Source organism: Chitinophaga sp. RAB17, assembly GCF_052114225.1.
GTDB lineage: Bacteria > Bacteroidota > Bacteroidia > Chitinophagales > Chitinophagaceae > Chitinophaga.
This window is the reverse complement of sequence record NZ_JBFREI010000002.1, coordinates 1,437,839-1,452,372: the sequence shown is the minus strand read 5'-3', so window position 1 is coordinate 1,452,372 and position 14,534 is coordinate 1,437,839. Positions and strand designations below refer to the sequence as shown.

Annotated in this window: 9 protein-coding genes and 1 tRNA gene; 7 read left to right on the top strand and 3 right to left on the bottom strand. The window is 44.6% G+C overall.

Annotation, left to right across the window (positions count from 1 at the left end):
* Positions 1 to 70: 70 nt before the first annotated feature.
* The gene (locus AB4Z08_RS11830) at positions 71 to 1,084 is read right to left on the bottom strand and encodes an alpha/beta hydrolase family protein (protein ID WP_441573938.1); all 1,014 of its coding nucleotides are present in this window, start codon (positions 1,082 to 1,084) and stop codon (positions 71 to 73) included.
* Between the two features lie 363 nt (positions 1,085 to 1,447).
* Here AB4Z08_RS11830 and AB4Z08_RS11825 point away from each other — a divergent pair, with 363 nt between their 5' ends.
* Together AB4Z08_RS11825 and AB4Z08_RS11820 are read left to right on the top strand one after the other, a co-directional pair.
* Positions 1,448 to 1,612, top strand: coding sequence for a hypothetical protein (locus AB4Z08_RS11825; RefSeq protein ID WP_441573937.1), 165 nt, complete (start codon positions 1,448 to 1,450; stop codon positions 1,610 to 1,612).
* A gap of 35 nt (positions 1,613 to 1,647) precedes the next feature.
* Positions 1,648 to 2,475 carry a hypothetical protein gene (locus AB4Z08_RS11820; RefSeq protein WP_441573936.1) on the top strand — a complete coding sequence of 276 codons (828 nt, stop codon included), beginning with the start codon at positions 1,648 to 1,650 and terminating at the stop codon, positions 2,473 to 2,475.
* 15 nt (positions 2,476 to 2,490) lie between these two features.
* On the opposite strand, the gene AB4Z08_RS11815 is transcribed toward AB4Z08_RS11820, so the two are convergent.
* The gene (locus AB4Z08_RS11815) at positions 2,491 to 5,379 is read right to left on the bottom strand and encodes a triple tyrosine motif-containing protein (RefSeq protein ID WP_441573935.1); all 2,889 of its coding nucleotides are present in this window, start codon (positions 5,377 to 5,379) and stop codon (positions 2,491 to 2,493) included.
* A gap of 341 nt (positions 5,380 to 5,720) precedes the next feature.
* Here AB4Z08_RS11815 and AB4Z08_RS11810 point away from each other — a divergent pair, with 341 nt between their 5' ends.
* Genes AB4Z08_RS11810 through AB4Z08_RS11795 form a run of 4 tightly spaced genes read left to right on the top strand, consistent with a single transcriptional unit; the run spans position 5,721 to position 12,426 of the window.
* Complete coding sequence (locus AB4Z08_RS11810; protein WP_441573934.1) at positions 5,721 to 8,939, top strand: SusC/RagA family TonB-linked outer membrane protein; 3,219 nt, start codon at positions 5,721 to 5,723, stop codon at positions 8,937 to 8,939.
* 23 nt (positions 8,940 to 8,962) lie between these two features.
* The gene (locus AB4Z08_RS11805; RefSeq protein ID WP_441573933.1) at positions 8,963 to 10,462 is read left to right on the top strand and encodes a RagB/SusD family nutrient uptake outer membrane protein; all 1,500 of its coding nucleotides are present in this window, start codon (positions 8,963 to 8,965) and stop codon (positions 10,460 to 10,462) included.
* 32 nt (positions 10,463 to 10,494) lie between these two features.
* Positions 10,495 to 11,385 carry a PKD domain-containing protein gene (locus AB4Z08_RS11800; protein ID WP_441573932.1) on the top strand — a complete coding sequence of 297 codons (891 nt, stop codon included), beginning with the start codon at positions 10,495 to 10,497 and terminating at the stop codon, positions 11,383 to 11,385.
* 3 nt (positions 11,386 to 11,388) lie between these two features.
* Positions 11,389 to 12,426: a family 16 glycosylhydrolase gene (locus AB4Z08_RS11795; protein WP_441573931.1), complete on the top strand. Its 1,038-nt coding sequence runs from the start codon at positions 11,389 to 11,391 to the stop codon at positions 12,424 to 12,426.
* A 102-nt stretch (positions 12,427 to 12,528) separates the two neighbouring features.
* Here AB4Z08_RS11795 and AB4Z08_RS11790 read toward each other — a convergent pair whose 3' ends face one another.
* Complete coding sequence (locus AB4Z08_RS11790) at positions 12,529 to 13,371, bottom strand: rhomboid family intramembrane serine protease (protein ID WP_441573930.1); 843 nt, start codon at positions 13,369 to 13,371, stop codon at positions 12,529 to 12,531.
* Between the two features lie 506 nt (positions 13,372 to 13,877).
* Between AB4Z08_RS11790 and AB4Z08_RS11785 the strand changes: the two genes are divergently transcribed.
* Positions 13,878 to 13,951, top strand: a tRNA-Asp gene (locus tag AB4Z08_RS11785).
* The last annotated feature ends 583 nt before the right edge of the window (positions 13,952 to 14,534 follow it).

Sequence of the window (14,534 nt, the reverse complement as noted above, 5' to 3'; positions counted from 1 at the left end):
AGGCTACTGGAATAATTATGTATACGGTTGGTGGTATTCCTGCTAAAGTAATAAAATTTGGGCGGATACGTCAATGGCTTAACAGCGCCTGTCCAAAAAACGTTTCCGCCAGCTGGCTGACCTGTTGTAATATTTTCACCTGTTCCGCCACATGATTATTACGGATGAAATGTCCTGCTTCCCCGGGCAGCACGGTCAGTTTTGCACCTTTAATATCTTTCGCATATACGGCGGCGTTGACGTCAGCCGGTGTAACGAGATCGGCGTCGCCCACCACAATGCGTACCGGTACGGTTATTTTACCCAATGTTTCTGCCGGAAACCCTCTGACGATGGCCGGAGCCAGGGCAAAAACGGCTTTAATTCTGTCATCTTTAAAATTATCCTCCGCGTGCTCCTTTGAGGCCTTCATCATAGGGTCTGTGGTTTGCAGGACTTTCATTTTATTGATATTGGCCCTTAATTCCTCCGGGATAAAGGTATCCTTACTAAGTCCCTGCATACTTAATACCGCGCCGGCTGTCCAGATGGCTACTGCGCCACCCAGTGAAAACCCGGCAACGCCAATGCGGCTGCTATCGATGTTTTTGCCCAGGAAGGGATCCATTTCTATCTGGCTGAGGACTGCGCTGATATCCCGGGGCAGCTCCCATATACAGGATTCGGAAATAGTGGGTGACTGAAAATTCCGTTCTTCTGCCGGTGTACCGCTATGTTCTACTGCTGCTACCACATAACCATGTGCTGCCAGGTAATATCCCAGCCAGGCCATTTGCATGGTGTTGCCATTGGCACCATGGGATACCATGATCAGCGGATATTTTTTTGGGGAGATGGTAAAGGCACCATCTTTTACCACTGTTACCGGCGCGGCAAACTGTCCGGGTTTATCGATAACGGCTGTTTGTCCTTCCCCTGCAGACGGATACCAGATCACCGTCCGCATAATACGTGGGCCCGTGCCTGCCCAGTTCTGCCGGATGGGGTCTGCAAAGTTCCGTTGGGTCATTCCTACCTGCTGTGCCTTAACGGCAGTAACGGCCAGCAACAGGAGCAGCCCCATCACCACGCCCGGTTTCTGCATATAAATCATCTTGTGTATGTGTTAGTTAACCTGAGGAATAGCTTTATTCTTTCCTGGCAGGGAGTCGTATGAATGGCCTTTTAGTACTACTGCTAAAATAATTCGTTTCCCTGACTATAGTAAATGAAACCTTTTTCAAGCAGACAGCAAAACAGGCATCACTTTTACGTATATGCAACAACGTTATACACTGCTTATTTCTTTGACCTAACTGATGTCGCGCGGTATCGAAACATAACATTAAACATCTATTACATGTATCAAAAATCTATATTCCGCATCCTCCATTTTATCCTTATTTTTATTCAGACCATGATCTAAGCAGATTTTTAATTTCAATATCTAACCTCACAAACCATCACTATGATTAACTACCAGATTTCTCAGCTAGCGCTGGCAGATTTCAAACAACTACCACCCGATATTGCTAAAAAGATCATTGCCCGGCTCCAGGCAGAATTTTTTGCAAATGCGATGTGCAAAGCATGGCATTGTGATGGACATACCCGTCATTCCATCAACAAGTAATTCACCGATTTCCAGATCATTTCAAACAGATTATTATGACATCCCTGGCATCCACAGCAAAAATGCTGCGTGGAAGTGAACTGCAGTCTCTATTTGAAGATGGCGCTTATGCAGCGCTGCTGTTTTCCGGTAAAATCACCGTGGAAGCATCTAATGCTTTAGACAGGATAACCCACTTTTACGGGATGGTTCCTTCCAGGGATGGCGGAAATATTCCGGGGATCACGCAACTCCGGGATATGTTATATCATCTGGCACAGGATAAACTGACATTGAATGGTTTGGCGATCATTGCGCCTCATAGCCACTGGCATGGACGACAGCCGGTGATCTATACCTATCATCCAACGCTCAACATCTACAGGATAGGTGAGCAAAAGATCCGGAAAGATAGCTACTACAAACCGGTTACTTTTATTTTCAGTGACTATGGGGCGCTCCCCTATGAATGGGCAGATGAATCTGTGCCTATTGACCCGGCTGCATGGGAAGAATGTTTACAACTGATTCAATTGTTGAATGCTACGTTGAATGACACTACATTACCGCTGGGCATCGCCATCGATTTTCGTTTCCGTTACTCTTTATACGGGGAGGCAGAACCCTCCATGGAAAAATCGGAGCCCACAGATGATCCCGCGTTAACAGGACTGAGTACCATCACGCATCAAACTACCCATTATATCCCTACCGGCGATGAGGTAATGGATCAGGTGTCCTGGCATGCCTTATCTGACCTCCTGGATGGCTTTAATGAGGAAGAAATAGCCTTACTGAATAAGTTTCGCTCCTTCTTAAATCAGGCGAAGACGCCCGAAGAACAGGAAAAAATGATTCGCCAACTGGATGATGAAATTTCATAGTGCCAGGTATACGTTTTATATTTCATTTAGAAAATCGGTCATAGACTGCTCTGTAGGCAGGTTTAACTTCTTTCTTAAACGATAACGTTTAATTTCCACACCGCGCACAGATATCGCCATTAACTGGGCAATTTCCTTGGAAGATAGTTTTAATTGAAGGTAGGCACATAACTTCAGATCAGTATTGGTTAAAGCAGGGAACTTACTTTTCAGGTTCTTTAAGAAATCATTATTGATCGCATCAAAATGAGCGGCAAACTGATCCCAGTTATCATTATTTTTCTCTACATCATTCAATAGCAATAACGCGTTTTTTATTTCCGGGTTATTGCCGTTCTTCTTGTATATCCCTCCCAGGATATCTTTCAATTTCGCCAGTGCATCCCCTCTTTCTACCAGGTGCATAGATGCATCGGCCAGCGCATTATTTTTGAAATGTATTTCGTTGGCCAGCTTTTCATTTTGTAGTTTGATGATTTCCTTTTCATTTTTTTCCAGCTCCAGCTGATGAATGTATTTGAGTCGCTGTTGCTCTTCATCAAACCGGCGTTGCTGTATACGCAGGGTTCTGTCCTGCCAGCGGTTCAGCAAATAAAGCAGGGCCACGAAAAGGACCACATAAAACAGGTAAGCCCAAACCGTTTTATACCAGGCTGGTTTCACCACAAAACTGTAGGTCACGATTTCTGATTCATGACCGAGGTTATCGTGTGCCTTTATTTTAAAAATATATTTTCCATCCGGCAGGTTGGTATAGTCTTTCTCTGATTTTTGTGACCAGGCAGACCAGCGGTTATCGTATCCTTCCAGCTGATAACTATACTCAATGGTATTTTGCAGACCATAGGCCGGAGAGCTGTATTCGAAATGAAAAGAGTTATAGCTCTTGGGCAGGGAAACAATTTCCTGTTCCTGCTGCAGATAACCTGATGGGGTTCGCTGGTGGAAATAGCCACCAAAAATGATGCTGTCTGATTTGCCAAAAGCTTTTACCTGCCCCAGTAATACGCTTACCTCCTGCTTGTTGGTACTGTATTTTTCAAAGTTCAGGTGGATGGTCCCTTTCTCCGATCCAATGAAAATATTCTCTTTATTGAAAGGATAGATATTTTCAAAGCCCAGTAATATTTTGCCATTCAATTCCGGTATCCAGGTAATCGTGTAAGGCCTGTCGCCCGAAGGCTGATGGAAATTTATTACGCCTATTGATTTTCCGCTGCAAATCCAGATGTTACCATCAGCATCTTCATTCATATAGCGTATTTCCATGCTGCCCAACACCGGCGCCAGAAATGCCGATGGGATAAACCGGTTGGTAGCCGGATCAAACTCATATACTCCTTTGCCAGTAGCAAAAACAACCCGGTTCTTTATTTTAAATACATAATTACTCAGGGCAGAAGGCAAGCCCGCACTGTCTGTAAATAGTTGTGAAGAAATGCTTTTACCATCTGCGGACACCTTCAATTTATAAATGCCGCGATAGGGATGTGAAGCCCAGATGTTGTTGTCGTTGTCTATTTCCAGGAATCGCAGGGATTCATCTACTCCTGCCAGCTTTCCTTTATCGGCAAACCGGCTTCCATTGTACTCCAGCATCCTGATACCGGTATAAGTCCCTACCAATATATTATTAGCCGGAAAAACAGCCGTAACAGGCTTAAACAACCAGGTACCTGCAGCACCAGACAAGGACACACTGCTATGATCCTGCAACACCGCACTGCCCACATGTTGTCCCAGCAGGATTTGATTATTCACTTCATCCATCCGCCACACTTCCGCTTTACTGTTTTTTACGCGGGTAAAATCACCTTTGGCGAAACTGAGGTCACCGGTGGCATCAGGTAAAGGCACATACCAGGCGCCATCAGAAGTAGCGATATATAATTCATTATTAAAAATGCGGGTAGAGTAACCAGACAGCTCATTGCTCTTGCTGGGTGCTATATATTTAATGGCTGCATTGTAAGCAATGAAACTGATGCCATTATTTAATCCCGCCCAAAGATTTTTATTCTTATCCAGGAACACGCTGATCACATCATTATTCTGTAGTCCTTCGGTACGGGAAATCTTTTGAACGATCTGTCCGTTGAAGTTGAGCACCACACAACCCTCCGAGGAGGTGCCGGCGACCAGCTCCGTGGCATTGATCCGGGCAGCGCAATTCACATTGCTGCCAGTAAGAAAAGGAGGATACTTTTTAATAATGGAATCATGCCGGAGCAACAGCATGCCGTTCATCTGTGTATTGATCAGCAAACTATCTGTTCCTATTGCTACAATACCGGAGATCAGCACGTTGTCAAATGGCTGCCCGATATTCAGCGGGATCCATTCCTGGTTTTTAAATACCAGTAATCCGCTACGCTTATCCTGTGCATAGAGTTTATTGCCTGCCTGTTTAAGATATTGCCATTCATTGGGATATACTTTTATAGCATTATTCCGGTACTCGAAAATCCGGTCGGAAGACTGAAAGAATACTGCTTCCTTATAAATCTCTATTCTCCAGATGTCTGCAAATTTATTTTCGGATGCCGGCACCTTGTCCCTCAGCGAAGTATAGGTCAGATTACCATTGGGCCCCGGGGCGAAATAACCGATTTCGCCCTGTCCCCCAGCGTAAACACGGTCAGCACTGTCTATGGCAAGTACTCGAACAATGGTCCTGTTGGGAAGCGGGTATGCTTTCCAGTGACTACCATCATAAGTGAGCATCCCTTCGTTGTTAGCAAAGTACATCATCCCCCGGCTATCCTGCTTAATATCCCAGGTTTGGGTGCCTGCCTGGAAATCACTTTTACTGTAATTGATGATCTGAGGCAAGCCGATGGTGTTTTGTCCAGGGGCAGACAGGGAAGCAACAGCAAATAGTAAAAACAGCCACAAACTTTTCATAAAAAATAGGGATTACGTCGGTTGATGTAGTAATGATGTAGTTTAAATTTATTAATAATCAATCATTTACCTAAATCTGATGCAATATAGATGTAGTCAGAAAATAGGTGCTCATTTGTGGAAGGCGTAATTTTAGCGTAATCAAAACAGCATAAAAATAGTACTTAGTCAACTGAAATCAGTCAACCATTTTTTCAAGATTAAAATATTACAACGGCTGCTAAACTGGCCAGTTACAGCAACCCAGGATTAAAATTAAACTTATCGCATTTCACGTTCCTGCCAGCAACCAATGTTGGTAAAGGGCTCCGTATGAAAATTTGTCAACAAAAAATTCACGTATGAAACGAATCTTACAAAGCATTTTTGTTCCTATACTGTTATTGCTTACGGCTCCTTCGTGGGCGCAAAACAAAACAGTTACCGGTAAAGTCACGGATGAAACAGGCGCTCCGGTACCTGGTGCTTCCGTAGCCGCTAAAATTTCCAGGACAGCTGTTGCTGCCGATGCAAACGGTGTCTTTAAAATTTCCGTGACCCCGGAAGAAAAGCAACTGACGATCAATGCTATTGGCTATGCCACACAAACTGCCGCCGTTTCAGGTGATCTCATCACAGTACGCCTGCAGCAATCAGATAAAGAACTGGGAGAAGTAGTGGTAGTAGGATATGGTACCCAGAAAATAACACATATATCCGGTGCTATTTCCACTGTAAAAGGAGCAGATATCGCCGCACTGCGGCCGGTAAGAGCAGAAGAAGCCCTGCAGGGAAGAGCTTCCGGTGTAACAGTGATACAAAATGGCTCACCGGGATCCAAGCCTACCGTACTGGTGAGGGGCATCCCTTCTTTTAGCGGTACAGATCCTATTATAGTAATAGATGGTGTACCTCAAACGGTAGACGATCTCAATGCTCTGAATCCAGCCGATATTGAATCAGTGAATGTATTGAAAGATGCGGCCACTTCCGCTATCTATGGCGTGAAAGGAGGCAATGGAGTGATAGTAGTGACCACCCGCAGCGGCAGAAAGGATCAGCGGCCGGAATTGACCATAGGCGCCAATTACGGTGTACAGGAAGTATTGAAAACCATCGGGGTGCTAAATGCTACCGAATACGCCGGCATTATCAATGAAGGAAGCACCGCTGCCGGCGGCAATATCATCTTCCCGGATATTACAAAACTGGGAGCCGGTACCGACTGGCAAAAGGAAATATATCATCGTGCACCATTGCAGAGTTATAACGCCAGTGCCCGGGGTGGCAGCGACCGGATCAACTACTTTGTGTCCGGTTCCTACCTGGGACAGGATGGTATAGTGGGCGGCGGCAGCAAATCCAATTTCAACCGGGCCACCGGTACCGCCAATCTCAGTGCAGACGTGACCTCCAAACTGAAAATAATTATTAATACCAGTTTCACCAATATCAGGAATAAAGGAATCCAGGAAAACTCTTTTAATTCTATTATAGGCAGCGCCCTGAACTTTGATCCTACCGTGCCAGTATATAATACAGGAGTGGGAAATGCCGTGAGCAAGTATGGTTACAGCGATCTGCTGCTATCTGAAATATTTAACCCACTCACCAAACTGGAAAATACCTACAATACCTCCAATGGAAACAAGTTGTTTGGTAAAGTAGAAGTGCAATACGACATCCTGAAAAATCTGAAAGTCACCAGTCGTTTCGGTTATACCAACTACGATCAAACAGGCAAAAACTTTACCCCGCTGGTATTCTATGGTCCCAATAATGTGGAAAACACTATGCGGCCGGATGGTTCAGCGATACCTACCATCAATGAAATGGGACTCGTTGCCGGCTATACCCATAACAGTGTTAGTGAATTTAAAAACAGTGCCGCCGGCTTTACATCAGAAACATTCGCCAACTATCACTTCAATATAAAAACAGATCATCACTTCGATGCGGTATTGGGAATTTCCTTTGCCAAAGGAACCAGTAATGGTATGACGGTAACCAGGCAGGACGTGCCTTTCAACTCCTGGGAGTTTGCAGATTATAATGCGGCCACCGGGATCAACACTACCGCCATTCCTTACTACCGTGACACGATCATCAATGGCGTCCCACAACAGATACACAATGCAAAAGGGGATATTCCCGCCAATACCAATGGACAAACGGCCAGCAAATATGCAGACTTCAGGAAAAACATCTCCTATTTTGGCCGGATCAACTACGATTACCAGGATAAATACCTCGCTTCCTTCACTATGAGAAGAGATGGTTCCTATGCTTTTGGTATCAATAATAAATTCGCCACTTTCCTCTCCGGTTCATTAGGCTGGATTGCCTCCAGTGAAAATTTCTTCCATTCCAACTTCATCAGTTACCTGAAAATCAGGGGAAGCTATGGTACGCTGGGTAACGAAAATACGAGACCTGCATTCCCTAAGGTAGTAGTGGGCGGGCCCAATTACGATGATGGTAACAATAACGGCTATACTTTTGGTGGCACTTTCGTTCCCGGATCTACCATTGGTTCTTACGCCAACCCGGCCTTGAACTGGGAAAAACAAGTGCAGTCAAATATTGGCTTTGATATCGTTTTCTTCGAAAATAAATTCACGGTTAATGCAGATTATTTCCGGAAAGATGTAAAAGGTTTATTGTTCAAACCTATTGTATCTGCCTATCTCGGAACAGCGAAAGTACCGGATGCAAATATTGGTTCCACCAGGAGTGCTGGCGTGGATCTGACAATTGGCTACACAGAAAAACTGGGACAACAGTTCACGCTCCGCAACAACCTTACCTTTACCGCCAGCAAAAATGAAGTAACCGGTACCAACTCAGATAATAGTTTTGTATTGTATGGTGGCAACTACTTCAACGGACAGTCACAAAATGTAACCGCCTTTGAAACAGGAAAAGCACCTGGCTATTACTACGGATTTAAAACAGCCGGTTTATTCCAATCTGCCGAAGAAATCAGCAAAGCACCTTTACAAAACGGTGCAAGACCCGGTGATATCCGGTTTGTGGACACTAACGGAGATGGTGTCATTAACGACAAGGATAAAACAGATATTGGTAACCCTTTCCCAAAATTCACGCTGGGATGGAACCTGGGCCTTAACTACAAGAACTTTGACTTCACCGTATTTGCCTATGCATCTGTAGGAAATGACATCTACAGAGCGTATGAAAGAAACGCCAACTACACAAACAAATTCCGGGATATACTGGACAGGTGGACCGGCCCCGGTACCACCAATGATGCCCGTCATCCCCGTTATTCTTTTACAGATGACAACAATAATGCACGGGTATCAGACAGGTATGTGGAAGATGGCTCTTATGTAAAACTGAAAAATATTCAGCTGGGATATACCCTCCCCAATCACCTGCTCAACAGGGCCGGCTTTAAACAGGTACACATTTATGCACAGGTAAAAAATGCATACACTTTTACCCGTTATTCCGGCTTCGATCCTGAAATCGCCGGAGGAATTCTGAATACCGGTGTGGACAGAGGCGCTTATCCACAAGCGAGAACATGGTCGGTAGGCATTGATTTCAAACTGTAGTATTCAACGTAAAAAGACGACAAATGAAAAACATACTGAAAATAGCAGGCATACTACTTTTCACCGTAACAGTTACTTCCTGCAAAAAATGGGTAGACTATAAACCAAGTGATAGTTTTGAGATGACCGATATGGATTACCTGAAAAGCGAAAGCGACTACAGGACCATGGCGGTGAGTACTTATTCGCCCATTCAATGGCTGAATCAGGCCGTACCTATTGGCGACATCGCGTCTGACAATTCAGTAAGCGGTGGCGAAAGTGCCTCTGATGTACTCGGCTTACAACAGATGGATGATTATACGATTACCACCAATAATAGTTACCTGCTGGAGATCTGGTCTGCCGCTTATGAAGGTATTAACCGGGTGAATTACATGACACAGTTTAAAGATAAAAATCCAGGGGGTGTTGCCATTAATTTCCCAGGTAAAGATGCGTTGTATGGAGAAACCTATTTTCTGCGGGCATACTATTATTTTACCCTCGTAAAGTTTTTTGGAGATGTACCACTGTTTGCTGACCGGAGATTAACGCTGGTAGATTCCAGAACACTGCAAAGATCACCCAGGGCGGATGTGTATAAACAAATAGAAACTGACCTTAACAATGCCATAGCTGCGTTGCCACCTACGCAGCCGCAAGCGGGGCGTATCACCAAATATGCGGCACAGGCCCTGCTGGGAAAGGTATTTCTTTATGAAAATAAGTTTAATGAAGCGGCGGCGATATTGGAAAATGTGGTTACCGGTCCTTTTACCCTCGCCACTAATTTTGGCGATATTTTTCTGCAATCAGGTGAAAATGGTCCGGAGTCCGTTTTCGAAATTCAATACTCCAATACATCACCTTACTACAACTGGGGCGCCGCTACACGTGGCCAGGGAAACTATTCCGTACAGCAATGTGGCATACGCGGCATAAATGGCAGCAGCCCTTACGCACCGGGATGGAGTACCAATCTTCCTACACAAGACCTCTCGAATGCATATGCTGTGGGAGACCAGCGCAAAGCAGTGACCGTGCTGGACATTGAAGCCTATAAAACTGCCCACCCGGAATACGGTATCACCTACAACGTGGCCCCGTATAAAAACACCGGTTTATATAACCAGAAATACCTGCCCAGAAAAGGAGAAACTTCCGGCCAGATAGAAATTAACTACTTAAATAATTTCAGGACTATCCGCTACGCAGAGGTATTGCTGATGGCAGCAGAAGCCAACAACCGTTCTACCACCCCCAATGATGCCAAAGCACAAACCTATCTGAACAAAGTTCGGCGTCGTGCTTTCAATGATAATCTGCATGATATTACCCTGACCGGCGCACAGCTCACAGAGGCTATCTGGAAGGAACGCAGACTGGAACTGGCGATGGAAGGTGACCGCTTTTTTGACCTTGTGAGAACAGGAAAAGCTGCCACTGTGATTGTTGGTTTCAAAAGTGGTAAAAATGAATTATTCCCCATACCACAAACAGAGGTAGAGGTGTCTAAATTACCACAAAATCCAGGGTATTAATACTTTATTCACTCACGCTGAACACCACGATTATGACAATACATGTAAAACTATTCACCCGGCTTTTATTAGCTGCCCTGGTTGTAATGAGCAGCTGTAAAAAAGATGAATATTCACTCGGAGACACCACGCCACCCGCCAAACCCGATGTAACCATTGCTATTGCCGGACAGGATGCCACTCATCCGAATGGCAACGGTAAAGGCAATATTGCAGTAAGCATTACGGCTGCGGGGGCCATCAATTACCGCGTTGATTTTGGAGATGGAAAAAAGCCGGTGACATCTACCGTTAACCAATTCTCCTATCAATACTCACATACCGGTATTAAAAAACTAACGGTAACAATAACAGCCTTCGGAAAAGCGGGCAGCTCCAGTACTTACTCCCAGGAAATTTCCGTGTACCGGGAGTATGAACCTGATCCTTCTTTTGTGACCATGCTGACCAACAACGGCACTAAAAAATGGAGAGTAGATAAAGATACTCCGGGTCACTTCGGCGTTTCTGATGCCAATACCCTTTGGCCTGCCTGGTGGGCAGCCGGTCCTAATGAAAAAGCTGGTCTTGGTATTTATGATGATGTATATACTTTTACCGCAACCGGTAATGTATTTACTCATGAAACCCATAATGATCTTTTTGGTTCCAAAGAGTACCTGAAAGACTTTGATCCATCTCTTACCGGAGCTGGTGACTATACCTTGACAGGACCTACCGCCGGCGCCTATACGGAAACCTTTGGCTATGACGGTGACAAAGCTACCAAAACAGAATACATCACCTTTTCCAATAAAGGTCATCTGGGCATGTATAAAGGTGTACATAAATACCAGGTACTCGAAAGAACAGATACACAGATGAGTCTACGCTGCCTGCAGGATCCAGGTGCGTGGTATGTAAAAATCGTAGCAATTCAATAGCGTATGAAATATATCACAGGAATGATGCTGGCACTACTGATCAGTACTGCCAGCTGCGGAAAAAATGAGAAAGGCCAGCCGGTTCAAACAGCTCCTGCCAACCTGGTGCTGAATGCGGTGGTAAATGCGGACAACAGTGGATCTGTAGCCTTTACTGCCAGCGCAGAAAATGCGGTCAGCTATGATTATGATTTTGGAAATGGGGTGTATAAAACCGTGGCCAATGGCATCATTAATTATACCTATACCGGTAGCGGACAACAAAGCTACACCGTGAAAGTAACGGCTAAAAGCGCCACCGGACTCACAGTTAGTCAATCAACCAACATTACGGTTACCATATCGCCGGCGCTGATCTGGTCGGATGAATTCAATACTGATGGCCCACCCGATCCTACCAAATGGGGATACGACATCGGGATCGGCGATAACGGCTGGGGTAATGCTGAATCACAGTATTATACCAACCGTACACAGAACGTAAGTGTGGCCAATGGCATCCTGAAAATCACCGCCATTAAGGAGAACTATTCCGGCAGCGCCTATACATCTGCCCGTATGCTCACAAAAGACAAATTTGCTTTCAAATACGGTAGGATAGATGTGAGCGCCAAACTACCAGTGGGCGGCGGCACCTGGCCTGCCATCTGGATGCTGGGCAGTAACATTGCCACTGCCGGCTGGCCGGCTTGTGGTGAAATAGATATTATGGAGCATAAAGGTAACGAACCTAATAAAATATACGGTACGGTGCATCATCCTAACCATGCAGGCGGCAACGCAGACGGCGGCTATGTGATGATACAAAATGAAACCACTGCCTTCCATAAATATACACTGGACTGGTCCCCTACGCAGCTCCGGTTTTATGTAGATGATCAGTTGTTTTATTCTTTTGCCAATTCGGGGAACCTTCCTTTCAACCATGATTTTTTTGTGATCCTGAACTTCGCCATGGGCGGACATTTCGGTGGTACTATTGATCCGGCGTTTAACAACGCATCTATGGAAGTAGATTATGTAAGGGTATACAGAAATTAATGTAACACGCCACCGGCTTTTACCTTAACCACGATTATTCCAGATACCGATGCGGGTATTTGTTTGATCAGGAAGAGGTAAAGGCCGGTGGCTTTTTTTTTGCTAGTTGATCTGTTGAGAGTACCGTTCTAATTTTTCCTTCTCTGCTTTCGTCAGACTATGCATGCCTTTTTTATGGATCTTATCCAGGATGGCATCCAGTTCCCGCTGCCGGCTGGCCCGGTCAAAGCGGTACTTATCGTCTATGTCTGCGAATATATGATGCTGTTTATAGAAGAAATTATCTACCAGCAACACATGCGGCTTGGTGATAATCACGTACATGAAAAACACTGCCGGTACGGTAATGGCAATAATGGTGGCAAAGTTAGCCCACATTGCCTGCGGCTCCAGCACAAGCGCAATCGTCATACCCATCAATGCGCCCCCTAAGTGGGCATCATGACCTATGTTATCGTTGCGCGACTTAATACCATAAATGGCATACAGGACATACAATATACCATAGAGCCAGCCAGCTATAGGAAACAGTCCAAAAAAACTTACACTCATCCCCGGATACAAGGCGATAGAAGCGAAGATCACCCCGCAAATAGCCCCGGAAGCCCCTACAGAACTATAGTCGCCATTATTACGATGAATGAATAAGGATAACAGGTCCCCACCAATCAAACTTCCAAAGTAAATAATCAGGAACTTCAGGCTGCCCAGGTCTTCTTCCAGCAGCCAGCTAAAACCCGCCAGGGAAATCATATTGAAAAGGAGATGCTTCCAGCTTACATGCAGAAACCCGGAAGTAATCAGGCGCCAGTATTCTTTGAACAGCAGTATTCTTTCTACTACAAAAGCATACTTGTCAAAAAATACACGGTTTTTAAATCCTTTGTACGAAAAATAGAAATTTGCAATAATGATTCCCAGGCTGATAAATCCGGTATTATTCATTGAACGGAGGATTTTTACGGGTCAGTTTTCAAACGCCCCTGCAATATGTAGAATAGTTCAAATATATCAAAATTTACCGCCTAAAAATGGTATCCCACAAGATCAAAATAGCAGATAAAAGCAGCTGTAAAAGGGCTGACTGCCCTTACTTGCGGAAAATGTTTTTCTTTAATATTCCGGGACCTGCTATGCCTAAATGATGTTCTACAATTGCAGATGCGTCGAAGAAAATAGTATAGAAGATCCAACTGCGATGCTGGCGGCTTGCGGTAAAAGCTATGCATCACTATTATAGCAATAGTGAAGTGTATTATTCTCCCTACAGAGAATTGTTATGAAAACACCATCGCCTTTACAGCTGCGGTTAGTAGCTGCTCCGATGTTAAGGTGTAGACAAACAAATTTTAAAAAAAATTAAAATTTATTTGGATGATTGAGAATAATGTTGCTACATTTGCAATCCCAAACGGGGGATACAGATCGGCTGAAAGGCCCGCCAGTATTAAGGATAAGTAGTTCAGTTGGTTAGAATGCCGCCCTGTCACGGCGGAGGTCGCGGGTTCGAGTCCCGTCTTGTCCGCAAGAAATTTTAAAAACCCGCGCTAGTCGCGGGTTTTCTTTTTTTTGTCGGGTTCCGATTATATTTTTATGTTGCCTTATTAAGGCAACTATCACGAACGATAATGCAATTATAATTACACCCTCTTCCCCTCCGCAAAAAGCATCAGGGCTCCCTATTGGAGGAGGCTATTAGTGTTTATCAAAAAAGGGCATTCGTAAGCTTACACTCCGGATAATACCGCTGTGGTTTGTTTTCTGAATACATTTCTGTAAGCCCTTCATTCACAAAAAAAAGGTGGCTACAAATTGTACCGCTTCTGAGTAGATGATCCCCTTTCTTTAAAGTTCTCGTTTTTAATCCCCGGAATAACCCGTCAGTAGCCGCTTCGTCAAGTGGTGAAAAATCGTTTATGAATTGGAGGAAGTCTGCCATAGTGGGCTCATGTGTTCCTGCAAATATAAAGTATTGAAAATACTTTTGTATAGAAGCTTCCGGGTTAACAAGGTCCTGTAACTTAACAGCCTGAAAAATAAAAAAGCCCCGTGAATATAGCTATCTCCTATAGACTGTCATCACAAACGGAAAGAAAAGATCGCTATTT